General features: G+C 46.9%; 16 protein-coding genes. 10 read left to right on the forward strand and 6 right to left on the reverse strand.

The window, feature by feature from the left end; genetic code table 11:
• Positions 1–309: 309 nt before the first annotated feature.
• The 3 genes from QUB64_RS04070 to QUB64_RS04080 all read right to left on the reverse strand — a co-directional run bounded on the left by QUB64_RS04070 (position 310) and on the right by QUB64_RS04080 (position 3,287).
• Entirely contained in the window at positions 310–2,304 is a 1,995-nt protein-coding gene (locus tag QUB64_RS04070) for a DICT sensory domain-containing protein (protein WP_333267762.1), read from the reverse strand.
• Between the two features lie 182 nt (positions 2,305–2,486).
• Positions 2,487–2,798, reverse strand: coding sequence for a DUF2973 domain-containing protein (locus QUB64_RS04075; RefSeq protein ID WP_333267764.1), 312 nt, complete (start codon positions 2,796–2,798; stop codon positions 2,487–2,489).
• A gap of 159 nt (positions 2,799–2,957) precedes the next feature.
• Positions 2,958–3,287 carry a DUF2605 domain-containing protein gene (locus QUB64_RS04080; protein ID WP_333267766.1) on the reverse strand — a complete coding sequence of 110 codons (330 nt, stop codon included), beginning with the start codon at positions 3,285–3,287 and terminating at the stop codon, positions 2,958–2,960.
• A 628-nt stretch (positions 3,288–3,915) separates the two neighbouring features.
• Between QUB64_RS04080 and thrS the strand changes: the two genes are divergently transcribed.
• Complete coding sequence (gene thrS / locus QUB64_RS04085) at positions 3,916–5,742, forward strand: threonine--tRNA ligase (protein WP_333267768.1); 1,827 nt, start codon at positions 3,916–3,918, stop codon at positions 5,740–5,742.
• Positions 5,743–5,839: 97 nt separating this feature from the next.
• Here the strand turns inward: thrS and petD are convergent, their stop codons facing one another.
• On the reverse strand, positions 5,840–6,325 hold the full coding sequence (gene petD / locus QUB64_RS04090) for a cytochrome b6-f complex subunit IV (RefSeq protein WP_333267771.1): 486 nt from the start codon (positions 6,323–6,325) through the stop codon (positions 5,840–5,842).
• A gap of 169 nt (positions 6,326–6,494) precedes the next feature.
• Between petD and QUB64_RS04095 the strand changes: the two genes are divergently transcribed.
• The 9 genes from QUB64_RS04095 to QUB64_RS04135 all read left to right on the forward strand — a co-directional run bounded on the left by QUB64_RS04095 (position 6,495) and on the right by QUB64_RS04135 (position 13,405).
• Entirely contained in the window at positions 6,495–7,061 is a 567-nt protein-coding gene (locus tag QUB64_RS04095) for a TetR/AcrR family transcriptional regulator (RefSeq protein WP_333267773.1), read from the forward strand.
• Between the two features lie 101 nt (positions 7,062–7,162).
• Positions 7,163–7,945, forward strand: coding sequence for a DUF4058 family protein (locus tag QUB64_RS04100; RefSeq protein ID WP_333267775.1), 783 nt, complete (start codon positions 7,163–7,165; stop codon positions 7,943–7,945).
• Positions 7,946–8,168: 223 nt separating this feature from the next.
• Positions 8,169–8,966: a DUF4058 family protein gene (locus QUB64_RS04105; RefSeq protein ID WP_333267777.1), complete on the forward strand. Its 798-nt coding sequence runs from the start codon at positions 8,169–8,171 to the stop codon at positions 8,964–8,966.
• Between the two features lie 90 nt (positions 8,967–9,056).
• Entirely contained in the window at positions 9,057–9,278 is a 222-nt protein-coding gene (locus QUB64_RS04110; RefSeq protein WP_333267780.1) for a DUF3285 domain-containing protein, read from the forward strand.
• Between the two features lie 208 nt (positions 9,279–9,486).
• Positions 9,487–10,011, forward strand: coding sequence for an rRNA maturation RNase YbeY (gene ybeY / locus QUB64_RS04115; RefSeq protein ID WP_333267782.1), 525 nt, complete (start codon positions 9,487–9,489; stop codon positions 10,009–10,011).
• Between the two features lie 161 nt (positions 10,012–10,172).
• Positions 10,173–10,682, forward strand: a complete 510-nt coding sequence (locus QUB64_RS04120; RefSeq protein ID WP_333267784.1) for a diacylglycerol kinase family protein — start codon at positions 10,173–10,175, stop codon at positions 10,680–10,682.
• A 183-nt stretch (positions 10,683–10,865) separates the two neighbouring features.
• A complete protein-coding gene (locus QUB64_RS04125) occupies positions 10,866–11,453 on the forward strand; it encodes an anthranilate synthase component II (protein ID WP_333267786.1) in 588 nt (195 codons plus the stop codon).
• Positions 11,454–11,825: 372 nt separating this feature from the next.
• Entirely contained in the window at positions 11,826–12,608 is a 783-nt protein-coding gene (locus tag QUB64_RS04130; RefSeq protein ID WP_333267788.1) for an MBL fold metallo-hydrolase, read from the forward strand.
• A 170-nt stretch (positions 12,609–12,778) separates the two neighbouring features.
• Complete coding sequence (locus QUB64_RS04135; protein ID WP_333267790.1) at positions 12,779–13,405, forward strand: fasciclin domain-containing protein; 627 nt, start codon at positions 12,779–12,781, stop codon at positions 13,403–13,405.
• 563 nt (positions 13,406–13,968) lie between these two features.
• On the opposite strand, the gene QUB64_RS04140 is transcribed toward QUB64_RS04135, so the two are convergent.
• Together QUB64_RS04140 and QUB64_RS04145 are read right to left on the reverse strand one after the other, a co-directional pair.
• Entirely contained in the window at positions 13,969–16,647 is a 2,679-nt protein-coding gene (locus QUB64_RS04140; protein ID WP_333267792.1) for a CHASE4 domain-containing protein, read from the reverse strand.
• Between the two features lie 349 nt (positions 16,648–16,996).
• Positions 16,997–17,512 carry a hypothetical protein gene (locus QUB64_RS04145; protein WP_333267794.1) on the reverse strand — a complete coding sequence of 172 codons (516 nt, stop codon included), beginning with the start codon at positions 17,510–17,512 and terminating at the stop codon, positions 16,997–16,999.
• Positions 17,513–17,832: the final 320 nt, after the last annotated feature.

Genomic DNA, 17,832 nt, shown 5'->3' on the forward strand with positions numbered 1-17,832 from the left:
ATTAGTCAGTTGTCATTAGTCAGTTGTCAGTTGTCATTGGTCATTAGACCTCTTGCAAAAGTCTTTTTAATCAACTTTAGGAACAGGCTCTCCGGCCCGTTCCACAAACAAATATCTTTGTGGAACGGGCAGAAGAGCCCGTTCCTAACTATTTTTGCAAGAGGTCTATTGGTCATTTTTCTTGAATTTCAAGTCATAAAAATGGTTTGTAGTGAGGACTTTAGTCCGCACAATCATAGGACTAAAGTCCTCACTACGAACCTATTTTATTCTGGTCGATCGCTCGGACTCTATAGGATCAGTCATTAGTCAAACCATTGGAATTGTAAAGTGAAATTCGCTTCCTCGGTCTTTTCCTGGGGAATCTACCCAAATTTTACCGCCCCAGCCGGCAACAATTTGCTTGCAAATTGCTAATCCCAAACCGGTGCCGCCGGCGCTGCGCCGCAATGCTCCTTCTTCTTGATAAAATCGATCGAACACTACTTTCAAACTATTCGCCTCTATTCCCCTCCCCGTATCGGATACGAGCACTTCCACCATCCGAGAACCGTTGCATTTCGCGCGTACTGTGACGCTTCCCTGGGGTGTGGTGAATTTGCAAGCGTTGTCTAGGAGTTTGGAGAGCACCTCCACCAACCATTCGCCGTCTGCTTGCACTAGGGGCAATTCTGCGGACACTTCGGCGATAATTTCGGGTAATTGTCGATCGACTCCGCCGCGCGATCGCACGCTGCTGAGGGCCAAGTCAACGCATTCTTGCAGTGTCAGCGATTCTACATTCCATTGAACTCGCCCGCTTTCTAAGTGAGAAAGAGTTAAGAAATCCTGCACGAGTTTCCGCATTCGGTCAGCATCACCGAGGGCTGTTTCTAACATTATTTGCCGCAATTCTTGGGGCATATCTGGCTCGGAGTTCAAACTTTCTAGACACACTTGAATGGTAGAAAGTGGTGTGCGGAGTTCGTGACCTGTGATGGCAATTAGATTGCTGCGAGTGCGGTCTAATGCTTCTAATTGTTGGTTGAGTTCTTCTAAATGAGCGTAGGTTTCCGCTTGAATTAAGGCTGCTCCGAGTTGGGTGGCGATCGCCTCTACGAGAGCAATTTCGTCTTCTTCCCAAGGCGAAGTCGATCGGCACTGGTGCATTTCCACCATCCCCAACACCCGCCCCTGATAAAGCACTGGCACCATCAACCAAGAGACAATTTGCCAATTTTTGACAATTTCGCCGAGGGATTTTGTATTGACAATCTGCGGGTGTTGTGCTGTGTCTTGGATGTAAACTCGCTCTTGTCGCGTTACTGCGTCCCGAAATATGGGATTTTCCTGCAACGGCCAAGTCTGATTTAGCAGAGAAGTAGCGCCGACACGCAAAAACTCGCGATCTATTTTGACGACAATATCTGTGGCTTTGCACCGATAAATCAAACAGCGGCTTGCTGACAGGGCTGTTCCCAATTCTTGGACTGCGACTTCGACGATTTCTTGCGGGTTGAGAGACTGCCGCATGGCAGTGGTAATTAAGTTTACGAGGCGTTCTTTGCGTTCCTGGGCGGCGATCGCGCTGTATGCTTTCAGCAGTTTGTGCTGGCCTGCTTGCAAGTAGGTGACTAAGCGTTCAGCAAAAGCGTCGCTCAATTTGGGATTGGGAATTCTTGAGTCTTTGGCCGCAATTTTTTTGGGTTTTGCTGTTTTAGAAGCTGCGGATTTCCGCGTTTTTTTGGGTTTTTGGCCCAGATTGTAAGTTGCGCGCGCTCGATCGATCTTTTCTGCCAATTCCGGGCGATATATTACTATTCTATCCAGCAACAACTCGGCAGCTTTGCAGCTTACCTCTCTGTCGAACGTCCAAATTCCTTCAAATCTGCGAGCTTGATCCATCAACAGCGGCCCGCGATCGTCCTGATTGTCGATCGGCACAATTTTTTCTTGACAAATCAGACAAGTTGAGTAGTGTTCCCCCAGCACCACTAAGTGCCACTCTTTACTCAATCCGTCCTCCGGTGCAAACGCCACATTTTCGTGACATTCCGAGGAATTTTTAAACTCAGTTTCCGGTGCAGCCAGCACGTATACCTGAGAAGATCGATCGGCAATTCGTCGGTAGCGGTGAGCTTCTTGGCGGTAGAAGCGCTCTCGCTGAAAGCTGGCAATGACTAGGGGTTCGTCGTCGGAACCCGCCAAAACCAAGTCTTCCATCGCGTGAGACAGCGCTGTCATGGAAGATTTGAAATAAATTTGTGCCCGGAGTTGGGGCAAAGCTTGCAGAAGTTCTGCCAGTAGCGAAATTGGGACGATCATCTAGCTTTAAAACGTGCACTTTTGCCGATGACAAAACGGGAGCGATCGAACTTAACTTATGATCGATCCCTTTTAAGTATCTCTCAAAACTCACTACAAATTGACCGTTAGTTATAAACTAACGGCCAATTATTTTTTTTAGGGCGATCGGCTCTGAGTATAAATGCTCGGAGTGCGATGAATCAGGCCAGTTCGCCGCCTTCGTCGCTGCCGCCGGGAGATGATTTGTAAAGAGCATCTAATTGTTCGCGGGCGTCTTGGACAGTCAGCGAACGCATGACTAACAGCGGTTCGTTGACAAGATTTCCATATTCGTCTAACAGTTCTGGATGGGGTACGGCTTGAGAGCGAGGAAAGGATGCGTAGCGATTGTTTGCCCTGAATTGTTGGGGGCGCTGGGACTCCATACCTACGGTGACTAGACTGCGGATTAAGTTACCGACGGCCAGAAAGGCAAGAACGGTGAAAGCTAAAATATAAAGCAGGTGTAACATTATTTTCTCCTCCGGGCTGTTATAGCCACACAGCAATTTACAAAAGTGTTTCAGCAAGTAATAACTTATTAACTGGAAATCTGTTGGAGCTTGTCAAGCGAGCCGAGACATTTCCCAAGGTGTGGGATTTGACTGCCGGTTTAACTTGAACTCGCCTCTTTATTTTCCAGGGGAATGTGACTGCGATGAGCGAAAGCGCGCCGATACTTGCCAGCATTCGGCGAGCAGTCTGTGCCACGGCATGAGTGCTGCGGTTTCAATGGCAACTTGCCCTCCGGTTGCTTGAAATAGAGCTTTAGCTGCGCCTACTTCTTGCTGAGCCTGTTTCACTCGCGCCAGCAAGTCGGATTGATCTTCGTCGCTCAGAAAATGAATTTCCTCAGTTTCTAAGAAGGTGGTCGATCGCTCAAACCAGTATTTAAAATCCTCTAACAGCGGTTCCAGTAACGCTTTTAGCAATTCTGATTCGGGCACGTTGGAATTAAGCATGGATTAAAATTGGGTTATTTATTTATTCTAACCTTAAACGTGCTTTACAAATTGTAACATATTTTTAACAAAAATTCAATAATTTAACAAAAATTAGTCAGTGGGTGTGCATAAACTTAACAGTGTCAGCAGCGATTTTTGAGTCAAAATCCCCAAATTTTGCCAAATATCGGCTCATACAGCGCCTGTATAGCTGAAGGCTTGTTATACAGAAAACAACAAAAGCAACAGTTTCAAAAATCAAGAACATCCACAGGTATCAACTTAAGGTCAAACGCACTACCCGTCTGCTGTCTGACGATTAGGCCGCCGATCCCCCCGGCGCCCCCCTTCAGAAGGGGGGAACCGGAAATGACGATCGAAGGGTTAGATTGTAGGGTGCGTCAGCCGGCTGAATGTAACTACCCCAGACTAAAGACTTGGCCCCGCTGACGCACCCTACGGTTAGATTGTAGGGTGCGTCAGCCGGCTGAATCTGACTACCCCAGACTAAAGACTTGGCCCCGCTGACGCACCCTACGGTTAGTTAGCACTCCTGTAACAGTTCCCCAGCCGGAAGTCGGCGCTTGCTGTCCCAACCTGAGTAATATAGAAGCAAGTGCAACTAAATTAATTGATAATTCAGCCGATGTCTAGCTCAGAATCCATGAACGCTCCAGAAGAGTCCGTTAAGATTGAGTTGCTCCGCACGAGTGAGTCGGAACAACTAAAAAAAATTCGCCACACGACATCTCACGTTATGGCGATGGCGGTGCAGAAGTTATTCCCCAAGGCCCAAGTCACAATCGGCCCTTGGATTGAAAATGGTTTCTATTACGATTTTGATTGCCCCGAACCTTTTACCGAAAAGGATCTCAAAGCAATTAAAAAAGAAATGATCAAAATCATCAATCGCAAATTGCCTGTAATTCGGGAAGAAGTCACCCGCGAGGAAGCGGAACGCCGAATTAAGCAGATAAACGAACCTTACAAATTAGAAATTTTGGCGGGTTTGATTGAACCGATTACTCTGTACCATTTGGGTGACGAATGGTGGGATTTGTGCGCTGGGCCCCACTTGGATAATACCAGTGAGTTGAACGGAAGGGCGATCGAGCTTGAAAGCCTAGCAGGCGCCTACTGGCGCGGCGACGAAACCAAAGCTCAATTGCAGCGGATTTACGGCACTGCTTGGGAAACACCCGAACAATTGGAAGCCTACAAGCACCGCAAAGCAGAAGCCTTAAGACGCGATCACCGCAAATTAGGCAAAGAATTAGGCTTGTTTATTTTTGCCGATCCGGTGGGCCCCGGTTTGCCTTTGTGGACGCCCAAAGGCACTATTTTGAGAAGTATTTTAGAAGATTTCTTGAAACAAGAACAAATCAAGCGCGGCTATTTGCAAGTAGTGACTCCGCACATTGCTAGAGTCGATTTGTTCAAAATTTCTGGACATTGGCAGAAATACAAAGAAGATATGTTTCCGCTGATGGCGGAAGATGCAGAATCGGCAGCCAACGAACAGGGTTTTGTCATGAAACCCATGAACTGCCCTTTTCACATTCAAATTTATAAAAGCGAACTGCGTTCCTATCGGGAATTGCCGATGCGCTTAGCAGAATTTGGCACAGTTTACCGCTACGAACAATCGGGAGAATTGGGCGGTTTGACCAGAGTTCGCGGCTTTACGGTGGACGATTCCCACTTGTTTGTCACGCCGGAACAGTTGGATGCGGAATTCTTGAGTGTGGTGGATTTGATTCTGTCAGTATTCAAGAGCCTGCAACTGAAGAATTTTAAGGCGCGTTTGAGTTTCCGAGATCCAGAAAATTTAGAGAAATACATCGGTTCCGATGAAGCTTGGGAAAAGGCGCAAGGTGCGATCCGCCGCGCGGTGGAAACTTTGGGCATGAATTATTTTGAGGGAATTGGGGAAGCAGCTTTTTACGGGCCGAAACTCGATTTCATTTTCCAAGATGTGTTGGATAGAGAATGGCAATTGGGAACTGTTCAGGTAGATTACAATTTGCCTGAACGTTTTGATTTGCAATACGTTTCTGAAGACGGCAGTCGCCAGCGTCCAGTAATGATTCACCGCGCTCCTTTTGGTTCTTTGGAACGCTTAATCGGGATTTTGATCGAACAGTATGCGGGGGATTTCCCGATATGGTTAGCGCCGATTCAGGTGCGGTTGTTGCCTGTCAGCGAGGAGTTTTTGCCGTTTGCTAAGGAAGTGGAAGCGAGGATGAAGGCGCTGAATATTCGCGCGGAAGTTGAGAGTAGCGAGCGTTTGGGCAAGTTGATTCGCAATGCTGAGAAGGATAAAATTCCGGTGATGTGTGTCGTGGGTGCTAAGGAGGTTGAGGCGAATAGTTTGAATATTCGGACTCGTGCTTCTGGGGAGTTGGGGTCGATTTCGGTTGATGAAGTTCTTGGGAGATTGCAGGCTGCTATTAGTAGTTACGGCGATTTTTAAGGGATTTTTTTAACCGCCGATGCACGGGGATTAACGCAGATAATGATATTTGATGTATCCTCGTATATCTGCGTTAATCTGCGATTAAATATCGAACTCAAAACAACCCTAAATTGAGAGATTTCTCAATAGGGAAAGTAGCACCAATTCCCAGCCAAATGGCAACTAAAGTTCCGAACAAGAAAACTGCCATCGCAATTGGACGGCGAAATGGATTTTGAAATTTGTTGACATTCTCGATGAAGGGAATTAGCATCAAACCTAGCGGAATCGCAATCATTGCCACAATTCCTAACAACTTGTTGGGAACAATGCGGAGGATTTGAAAAACTGGGTACAAGTACCATTCTGGGAGAATTTCTAGGGGGGTTGCAAAGGGGTTGGCCGGTTCCCCCACCGCAGCGGGGTCGAGAACTGCTAAGCCAGCGCAGAGGGCAAATGTCCCCAGCATTACTACTGGAAAAATATAAAGCAGTTCGTTGGGCCAAGCTGGTTCGCCGTAGTAATTGTGACCCATGCCCTTTGCTAGCTTAGCCCGCAATTTTGGATCGCTCAGATCCGGTTTTTTCGATGTTGTTGCCATAATAGAAATAGTTTGTGTTTATTTGGTTTAGGATTTGCGCATCAGGCTTTATTTGTAGGGGCAATTGCTGAATTGCCACTGCAAAAAGTCAACAGGACAGCCTCAGTCTGCGCAAGTCCTATTCTTTCTAGCCTGTAATATATACAGACCTGTCTGTATAGAATAACTTATGCCACCGAAATCTAGCAAGACCCGCGAGAAAATTTTGTCCACAGCTTCAGAGCTTTTTTACCGCAAAGGCATCCGCAACGTTGGCGTTGATGAGGTGATTGCCTCTTCTGGAGTTGCCAAGATGACGCTTTACAAGCACTTCCCCTCAAAAGACCAACTCATTTTAGAAACTGTGCGGTATCGAGACGAACAGTGGTGCCGCTGGTTTTTTGGGGCTGTTGAACAGCGGGGAAGCACTGCGAAAGAGCGGCTAATTGCGATGTTTGACGTGTTGGAAGAGTGGTTTGGAAGTCCTGAGTTTCGCGGCTGTCCTTTTATCAATGCCGTGGCGGAACTCGCTGATTCAGAACATCCGGCACACCGGGCCGCACTTGGCCCGAGACACGCAATTCGCACTTACGTGCAGAAGCTTGCTGAGGAGGCTGGCTCGCCTAATTCAGAAGAATTTTCGCAGCAATTTGTAATTTTGTTCGGGGGAGCAATTGTAATGGCAAGTATGGAGGGCGGGCCGGCGGCGGCACAGTACGCTCGTCAAGCGGCGTCAGCGTTGCTTTGTGCTAGCTAAAACGGTGATTTGCCGAAAGGCGTTTGAGCTAATGGTTTATTATGGAGCTATCAAGGGTACAAACTCAGCAAAAACTGCCCGCTTTCCCAACTAAAATTTCTATGCCTAATCCATTTCCGGGGATGAATCCTTATTTAGAAAGTCCTGAATTTTGGCGGGCTGTTCACAATCGCTTGATAGTGGCGATCGCAGATTTTTTGACTCCGCAACTGCTACCTAAGTATTTGGTGGACATTGAACAAAGAATTTATCAAATCAGCGGGGAAGATGCTTTATTAGTCGGTATTCCCGATGTGGCGGTGCAGCGATCGCCAATTCAAGCAACTTCTAGCACTGGAAATGTCGCTGTTATGGCATCGCCTGTGACGGCTTTGAGAGTGAGAGTGCCTACAACAGTGGAAGTTAGAGAAAGTTATTTGCAGGTAATCGAACAGGAAACTCGGAAAGTAGTTACAGTAATAGAAGTGCTTTCGCCGACAAACAAGCGCGGTAAAGGGCGCGAGATGTATGAGGAAAAGCGGTATAAAGTGTTCGCAGGGCGATCGCACTTAGTGGAAATTGACTTGCTGCGAAGTTACCAACCTCTGCCTGTTTTTGGGGACAATATTGAGGGAAGTTACCGAATTTTGGTGAGTCGGGGAGATTGTCGCCCTATGGCTGATTTGTATTTGTTTAATCTACCGGATGCAATTCCGGCTTTTCCTTTGCCTTTGCGCGGCGATGCGGAACCAATTGTAGATTTACAGGCGTTGTTGAATGATTTGTACGATCGCGCCGCCTATGATTTTAGAATCGATTATACTACCGAACCCGTGCCGCCGCTTGCCGAACCCGATGCTGTTTGGGCTGATGCTTGGTTGCGGGAGAGGGGATTGAGGGGATGATAACAGTGGCTGAACGCATTAAAATCAAAGAAACCGGGTTTTTCGCAGTTTCTGGGTGGTGTATCGCTTTTATCGGAAAAAACCCGGTTTCTGGCCACACCCAAAATCAAAGAAACTGGGTTTTTCGCAGTTTTTGGGTGGTGTATCGATCTTCTCGAAAAAACCCGGTTTCTAGCTACCCCTGCATAAGTCCTCAGTAGGTCAATCAACAGGAGTTAAATCAATGCCTAATCCATTTCCGGGAATGAATCCCTATTTAGAAAGCCCTGACTTTTGGCCAGAAGTACATCACTTGCTGATTGGCATGATTCAGGAGTCTTTAGTTCCCCAACTGATCCCCAAATATCGAGTGGCTATTGAAAAGCGAATTTATGAAATTAAGGGAGAACAATCGCTGTTAGTCGGGATTCCTGATGTTTCGATCCCGCACAATCCGATTCCGAGAAATTTAAGTACATCTAATGTAGCTGTGGCTACACGAACTACTGAACCTTTGAAAGTAAGATTAGCAATGTCTGAGGAGTTGAGAGAAGGATATTTAGAGGTTATAGATATGGCAACGAAGGAAGTTGTGACGGTAATTGAGGTGCTTTCACCTGCTAATAAACGTCCGGGAAAAGGGCGCGAAATGTATGAGGAAAAGCGGGATAAGATATTCGGAAGTCGCACTAATTTTGTGGAGATTGATTTGTTGCGGGGTTGGGAACCTCTCCCAGTTTTGGATAATGATATTGCAGCCCATTATCGAATTTTGGTGAGTCGGAGCAATCAAAGACCTGGGGCGGATTTATACTTATTTAATCTACCAGATGCGAGCCCTTGTTTTCCGTTGCCTTTGCGGGGAGGCGATGTTGAGCCGATCGTCGATTTGCAGGCGTTGCTGAATACAGTGTACGATCGCGCCGCCTATGACTTTACCCTCGATTATACGGCCCAGTTAGTCCCTGCACTTTCAGAATCCGATGCTGTTTGGGCCGATTCTCTGCTGCGCGAAACCAGCCTCCTGCCATCCGAAAGCTAAAAAATCCTACACAAAACGTTACAAATTTGTTAACATCGTGGCGAGTCTGTCCTCCGCAGCCTCTGGTGTTAACCTTCTAAAATAACCGCTATGACTCAACCTCCCTCCACAACTCCCGCCGCCTCCGAGTCCGCCCCCGAAACCCCGATCGCCCCCACAAACAATGCACCTCCACCGAGTTATGTCAAGCTAGCGATGCGGAATATGGTTCGCAAGCGGGCGACTTCTCTGTTTCATTTTGCTTTGACGGCGGCTGGACTTTTGGGCGTACTCGTCGGTTTGGCTTTTCTCGATCGCTATTTCAACTCTTAGAATACCGGTTGAAACCGCGTCGGTACAGACACTCACGCACTCTAAGAGCGGGTTAAATACCGCGCCGTTTGATCCGATCGTGCGATCGACCCATTGCAATCTTCAGCAGATTATTGTAATCTGCCTCCTAAAAGCAAAAAGTCGATTACCCCGCCCAATTTTCACTTATCAAAAAACTCAATACATCCCTTGACAAAAGAACCCAAAAATGCTAATTGAGGTGAACGTCGAAGACTGTTATGGACTAGCCGACGCTGACAACCTCCCGGAGAATCAACCCAGCGGGGAGATTGCCGCCGAAACCTGGGAAAATTGGTTTAGCATTTGGCTAGAAAACCAGGAAGCAGATGTGCCAGAGGCCCCTGGCTACGAAGTCAGTCTGCGTTTAACCGCCGATGCTGATATCCAAGCCCTCAACGCCCAGTATCGCCAACAAGATCGATCGACCGATGTCCTAGCTTTCGCAGCTTTAGAGGTAGACTGTCCTCAGCTAGAGGAAATCCAGTCATCGGAACCTCTATACTTGGGTGATATCGTAATCTCGATCGATACAGCGCAGCGACAAGCCCAGCAGCAAGGACATCCCCTGAAGACTGAACTAGCTTGGCTCGCATCCCACGGTTTTCTACATCTTTTGGGCTGGGATCACCCGGATGAGGAGAGTCTGACTCAAATGCTCGATCGACAAGAAACACTGCTGCGGGCGATCGGACTTGAGATCCAAACAGCATAACTGACGTTGATGGTGACTTAACCAATCATGTCAAGCCAAACATAACTTTCTGAAATCATACCAAAACTTTAGTAAAAACTTAGGAAAGTTAACTAGACTTAGTGAAGGAAATTTTCAAAGTCTAGCTTTCGTTAATCTCTGTAACTTAAAGTTGGTTGTTTATGACACTAGATCAACCGTCAATTTCATCAAACATCCCACCGTTTGCGATCGTGCCTCCAGATTCTGCCATGCCTACAGTCCACGAGCCTAAAAAAGCCTTGAAATACAAGCGAGAGCTTTCCTGGAAAATCGCATCTAGCTTAGCTACGAGTTTTCGGTATGCTTGGGGTGGCTTGATCTATGCTTTTGAAACTCAGCGCAATTTTCGGATTCACACTGTTATAGGAACTTTGGCGATCGGACTCGGACTATTTTTGCACCTCAAACCTGTAGAAATATCAGTGATCGGCGTCACAATTGGTATAGTTTTAGCAATGGAATTGTTGAATACGGCGATCGAATCAGTGGTAGACTTAACCGTCGGGCAATCTTACCACGAACTCGCGAAAATTGCCAAAGACTGCGCTGCCGGAGCCGTATTGGTATCGGCAATGGCTGCGGCGATTGTAGCTGGTGCACTGCTGCTTCCTCCGTTGTGGGTAGTTGTTCAAATTGCGATCGTCCGTTAGTAAACTTGACTGGGCAAGCTAAATTTTAGGTTTTAGATGACAAATTTGAGATTTTTGGTTTGATTCGTAACATATTGCAGCTATTTTAATCTCGGGCATCTATCTAAAATCTTCAAACTATTGCATTCAGGCAGCGAGTCAATCTAAAATCAAAAATCTCAAACCTAAAATCCAATTTAACCCGTGATTATAGTCATCGATAACTACGACAGTTTTACATACAATTTGGTACAGTACCTAGGAGAACTAGGTGCTGATTTGCCCGTAGCAAAAGAAGTCCAAGTCTACCGCAACGACCAAATTTCCTTATCAGACATTCGCCGATTGCAGCCCGCAGCAGTGGTGATTTCTCCAGGCCCGGGACGGCCGGAAGATGCGGGGATTTCTCTGAAATTGATCGCAGAATTGGGGCCGACTCTGCCAATTTTAGGCGTGTGTCTCGGACATCAAAGTATCGGTCAAGTATTCGGCGGCAACATTGTTTCCGCACCAGTATTAATGCACGGCAAAACTTCTCAGGTAGAACACGCAGGAGTCGGAGTTTTTGTAGGTGTAGAATCGCCGATGATTGCAACTCGCTATCATAGTTTGGTAATTGAAAAGCAGAGTTGTCCAGAAGTTTTGGAAGTTACAGCTTGGGTGGAAGATGGCACGATTATGGGCGTGCGGCATCGGGAATATCCCCACATTGAAGGCGTACAGTTTCACCCGGAAAGTATTTTGACTACTTCCGGAAAGCAATTATTACGGAATTTTTTGGAACGGCTTTAAGTAGAAGGAAGTTCGGCAACGGATTATGTAACGGATGTAACGGATGTCAGGAAGAAATCAAGCGTGAAGTAAGTCGGAACAAAGAAGAAGGAAGAAGGAAGAAGACAGACACAGCCAGCTTATTTCTTGTTACCAGGCTCTTCCTGGTAACGAATATCTTGAGGCTCTGCCTCATTTTACCTCGCAGCTTATAGCAAAAAGGATTATATAAAATGTTTAAGTTATTAAATTGTCGTTCCTTAGTTGAGTTTCTCTGGATTTGTAGAGTACGCATTACGCAATTTACCATAAAACTCGATCGCACATTTCGCACGTTGTGGCATTTTATGGTATAACGTCATACGACCAACACCCGATAACCGCAACCAAAAGATGAAACGGCGACAATTAATACGTTACGCACAGACGGGTTTGCTAGCGGCTTTCTTCACTGGTTTGCCTTCTGGATGGGAAAGCTATCAAGCTCAAACTGCTGATTCTTTGTCGGTTCAGTGGTTGGGGCACACTTGCTTCTTGTTCGCCGGTGGCGGTGCGAGGGTGCTGGTGAATCCTTTTCGCCCCCTGGGCTGTACGGCAGGCTATCGTTCTCCTAAAGTGCCAACTGATTTGATTCTGATTAGCAGCAGATTGCTCGATGAAGGGGCGGTAGACGGATTTTCGGGCAATCCTGGTCTTTTGTACGAACCAGGCACTTATAGGTCTAACGGGCTGAAGATTCAAGGCATTCGCACACAAAAAGACCGTGAGGGAGGAAGGCGGTTTGGGGTGAATGTGGCTTGGTTGTGGCAGCAAGCCGGTGTTAAGATTTTACACTTGGGTGGAGTCGCTGGCCCGATCGGCATAGAAGAACAAATCTTAATCGGGCGGCCGGATATTTTGCTAATTCCCGTGGGCGGAGGACCGAAAGCTTACACTCCGGCGGAAGCGAAGCAAACTGTGCAACTTCTTAAACCGAAAATGGTAATTCCCACACACTTCAAAACCCAAGCCGCTGATGCTGCTGCGTGCGATTTAGTGTCGCTAGATGAATTCTTGGCCCTAATGGATGGTACATCGATACGCCGATCGAATAACGACACGATTTCGGTCAAATCTGCTGACTTACCGCAAACCGGTTCGGTGATTGAGGTTTTGAGTTACAGATTTAGCGGTTGAGGCTCTTTTTCCCTGAGCTTGCGCTATAGTAAGGGAGTTTTTAGTCGATCGCTCAGCTCAGAAAATTTTCTCTCTACCGAGTGCCTTTCCCAACCTTAACTTTTGTGGAAATTTGGCTAACACAAGAATTCACCTTCACTGTTTTATTGTCATAAGGAAATCCAAGCGCAATGAAAAATCAAAATGTACCTAGCTGGATGAAACAACTCACAGGTTTCGCAGGAGTAATCGGCGCTAGCGCGTTGATTGGTTTCCCGGCTTGGGCTCACATCAACTCCAACACCAATGTGAAAAATGCAACTCCAACTCAACTTGTTGCAGGAAATGTGAAAACCGCTGCTTCACCCGCACCAACTGCTTCACCGGCAACAGCCGCCGCCGCTAAGGATATTGTTGCTATTGCATCTGGCGACGCTCAATTCAAGACACTGACTAAGGCTTTAACAGCCGCAGGTTTGGTGACAACTCTCCAAGGAAAAGGCCCTTTCACTGTTTTTGCACCGACAGATGCTGCATTTGCTGCTTTGCCAACAGGCACTGTGGATGATTTGCTGAAACCAGCCAACAAAGCCAAACTTACTAAGATTTTAACTTACCACGTTGTTCCGGGTGCAGTTTTATCTACTAGCCTGAAATCCGGCGATGTTAAAAGTGTTGAAGGCGCCTCGCTAAAGGTGGCAGTTGCCGCAGGCAAAGTTAGTGTTAGCGGCGCTAATGTTGTGAAAGCTGATATCAAAGCTAGCAACGGCGTTATTCACGTAATTGACAAGGTTTTGATCCCTGCTGATGCGAAGTAGGACTAGCATTTTTGGCCTCAAATGATGTCAGATTCGGTTAAATGAAGGCGAAGTAAGGAAACGGCACAAGTCAGGAGACGGCAGTGCCGTTTCCCTACAGATGAAATACAGATATTCTGTAGGGACATATAGCGGTTCGATCGCGTGGTGATGTATGCCCACGGAGTCCACGGAGGCCACGGAGCCCACGGAGGCCACGGAGCCCACGGAGCCCAGTCGTACCTCATCTTTCTGAGAACCGCTATAACATTTTTGTGTCCTTATTTGTATGGGAGACAATGAACGCGAAGCATCGGACACGGCAGTGCCGTTTCCCTACCGATACAAATACGCTTGGGTTATAGAACAATCTGATACCCAATCCGGGTTAGTCGTGATTAACCTTTCGTCATTGCGAGGAACGAAGCAATCGCCTAGTCTCTGCGATTGCTTCGTTCCTCGCAATCACAAATCTTACATGAACCCTATTGCGTTATAGCCATCTTCCATCTTCCATCTTCCATCTTCCATCTTCCTTCTACCATCTTCCTTCTTCCGACTTCCATCTTCCTTCTTCCTTCTACTTATTGCAATTGTGCCGGCAACCTGAGAGTAAAAGTTGACCCCTTGCCAAACTCGCTATTCACAGTAATTTCTCCCCCCAGCATCTGAGAGTATTTCTGCGCTATTGCCAAACCCAAACCCGTACCTCCGTACTTGCGGGTAGTCGAAGCATCAGCTTGCGTAAAAGGTTGAAATAACTTTTGTAGCTGTTCCGGAGTCATCCCAATCCCCGTATCAGTACATTTAAAAATTAACTGTTCAGCATCCCAACTATTCTCATCATTTTTAATTCTTTCAACGCTGAATGTAATTGTCCCTTGCTGAGTAAACTTAGCTGCATTGCTGAGCAAATTCAACAAAATTTGAGTAAACTTAATTTGATCGGAATACAATTCACCAAGATTATTAGGACACTCAACATTCAGGCGATTGGTGTTTTTTAAAAAGAGCGGTTCAACAGTTTTCGCTACATATTTAACTGCCTCGGACACATCAAAAGTTTCTAATTCAAGTTCCGCGTGACCGGCTTCAATCTTCGACAAGTCCAGAATATCATTAATCAATCCCAGTAAATGATTGCCTGCATTGTGAATTCTTACTAAATCAGACACAAAATTTTGTTCGCCCAAATCTAAAGCATCTTCTTGCAGAATCTCGCTGTAACCGATAATCGCATTCAGAGGAGTTCGCAGTTCGTGGCTCATGTTAGCCAAAAACTGACTTTTAGCCAAATTAGCTGCTTCTGCGGCTTCTTTTGCATTGTAAAGTTCTGCCTCGGCTTGCAAGCGGTCGGTCACGTCGTGAGCCAGCACTAATTCTGCATTTCTGCTATCAAATATCAGGGCATAAGAAGTAATTTCTACATCAATAATTGTGCCGTTTTTGGTCTGGTGCTGGCACACACCGGCAAAATCAATACCGGTATCTACTTGGGATATATTTTCTAGCAATCTCGGCAGTTCTTGGGGGGGACGAATGTCTGCAACGGTCATGTTGAGAAATTCGTCGCGACTGTAGCCGTAGTGCTCGATAGCAGCGTGATTGACGGCTATAAATTCCAGAGTTTCTAAATCGTAAACCCACATCGGATGGGGGTTATTTTTAAACAAAAGTCTGTAGCGTTCTTCCGAGGCTCGGAGTTCGGCTTCGGCTTGCTTGCGCTCGGTAATGTCGCGGACAACAGTGCAAATAATCTCGCGGCCGCCGTAGGAAATCACGCTGGCGCTGACTTCCACGTCCACGCAGGAACCGTCTCGGCGGCGGTAGAGAACTTCGCCAATTCTCAATTGTTTGTCCGCCAGCAGGAACTCGATATTGCTGTCAATTAGGTCTTTAGAGTAAGCGAGGATCTCGTAAATAGTCAGTTGCGAAATCGTATCAAGACTGTAATCGAGCAAGTTTCTAAAGGCTGTATTGGCTTCCAAAATGCGTTTGGTTTGAGCGTCCCACAGGAAAATGCAGTCTGTAGCTTGCTCGACTACGGCTCGGTAGCGGGCTTTTTCTTCTAGTTGTTCGCTTTCGGCGCTGGCGATCGCCCCTAACATTCCGTTGATAGTATGTGCAAGGTCGGACAACTCGTCTTCGCCCGTCACCGGCAGCCGCACCGAGAGGTCTTGGCTGCTGCTGACGCGGTTCACTGCTTTCGCCAAACTGCTCAATCGAGACAGCACCAGACGCTCTATCAGCAGCAGAGTGCAGCCGATAAACCCCATTCCGGCTAACCCTACAGACACCAGCAGGTACAGCAAACTGGTTTGACCTTGGCGGTATATTTCTCTGGGCATATCCACCCGCAGCAGCAGCGCCGGTCGATCGTAAATATCCTGGATCAAAGCATAACCTGCCATCAAATCTTCGCTGACAGGACGCACCAAAATCGGTTTTTTTGCCGACAGTTTGTGCCGCGCTTTCAGAAAATCAGCAGGTAAATGAGGCTCATTAATGCTGTGTACAATCAATGGCAAGCGAGTAATTTTAGAAAGCTTCTCAATGCCCGCAGCATCCAAATTGCGCCCGAATACCAGCGTACCTCGGATCGGGCCGGTGCTTTTTGTGGTGACAATTGGCCGGGAAGTAATCAGTATCGGCCCTGAGGGCAGCAGCAGCATACCAGCGAGGCTGCTTTTGACGTTGGGGTGTTGCAACAGCGGGTCGCTGAGAGAAATGTGCTGTTTTAAGGCTTCTGGAACAGGCGTTAGTTTCATCTTTTCGCTGTCTAAACCCGTACCGTAAACTATTTTGCCAGAAGTATTGACAAATACGGCTAGATGAACTCTCAAATTATTCAGTCCTTCTGGAACTAAATTTGAGGCAATGAATTCTGAGTTGCGGTTTTGGATAAAAGTGTAGGTGTCATCCCAAGCCGACCAGTCAGCAAAACGCGAGTTGAAGTCGTCTGCGGTTTGCCCGAACACGCTGAGAACTCCCTTGACCACCTGTGTGGCTTCTTGTTCCTCTGCTTTGATCAGGCTGCCCAAGAGGATGCTGGAGGAGGCTGCATAGAGAATGCCAGTCAGTCCAGCGATCGTAAGGCCAACTATGGATAGTGTTTTCCGACGCAGTTTCATCTTGCCTTGTGTGTGATGTCCGTCCGAAATTATCAACTCAGGAGCAATTTTACTGCTGTTTCCTGAATCCTGACTGCTGGCGCTGCGCCAGTCTGCCGGGAGGGAGTTTTGTAGGGTGCCCCGCAGCCTCACATTTTCTCGGGTAATTCGAGTTTTCTGTCTGACACACCCTACAGCTACCTTGTTAAAAAGTATACAGGTAACATCCGGTAACTTCAGGCATGGGAATGAGAGTTCGTTTTTTGTTAAACAAGTTTTTCGCCAAGCGGGAAAATCCCTTCATAAATTAGGTTGGGTTAAGGCACTCGTACCGAACAAATAGGTTTTAGTTTCGCTTTGCTATACCGAACAAACCAAGAAAATCGGGCAGGTTTTGGTTAGACGATTTTCATATAATGAATGCAACTCTAGGGAAACTCCAAACTCTTATGCAGTAAATCATTCCCAATTCTTTAATCAGCAATCGAAAATCGAAAATTGATTAGTTTCCCCACACCTGCTGTTTGTGAGCTTCCTTGCAAATACCCAAAATGCGCCGATCGTTGTCGCTGACGGTGGAAATTGGCTGATATCGTTGCAGGTTTACGGAGTAGGGAGAGCGACTGCCGTCGTAACTGTCCACTACTGTTAAATTTAATTGATTTTGCTCCGCAGTGCCGTAAAAACAGTAAAAAGCAGACCGAGGCAGGTAAAAAGCGCCGACTACTTTACTCTGTCGCATCTCAAATACAAAATATTCTGTTTTAATTCGATCGGGCTGGCTCGACTGGCCGTAGAGGTAAATACCGTCTGCTAAGCCTGTGCTAGCGGTATCTGGCGGAGCATTTGGGAGGGATTGCGAGGTAAAAATGCCGGATTTGATGTCCGACTGCTGTGCCTCGCCTACGGGAAATTCGATGCTGAAGTTACCGGGCGAGAGAGCAAGGGCGATCGCCTCTAAACTGCTTGTTAATACGATTAAATAAGTTAAAACCACTTGCTTGCCCCAAAATTTCAAATAGCTGCTGCACAGCGCCTCTGCTACCAGTTTCCAAAAGATCGTACAGAAACCGGGTATTTGGCTTAGCGCTGAATATTAACTTGAATTTTCGATCGCTCGCCCGGTTCCTAAATTCAAATCTCAGATTAGTTTTGATAAATTGCGATCGCCCTTAGAGTGCGATCGACCTCTCAAATATAGCGCTTATCAACTCTTATGAGGTACTCGCCAGCCTAGCAATTACCGATTACAATCTGTACCTCACTCATATCATGTCCGGTCGATTACCATCACAAAAACGGTTCGTAGTGCGGACTTCAGTCCGCTCTCAAGCTGCG

The organism is Microcoleus sp. Aus8_D2 (assembly GCF_036702665.1).
Lineage (GTDB): Bacteria > Cyanobacteriota > Cyanobacteriia > Cyanobacteriales > Microcoleaceae > Microcoleus.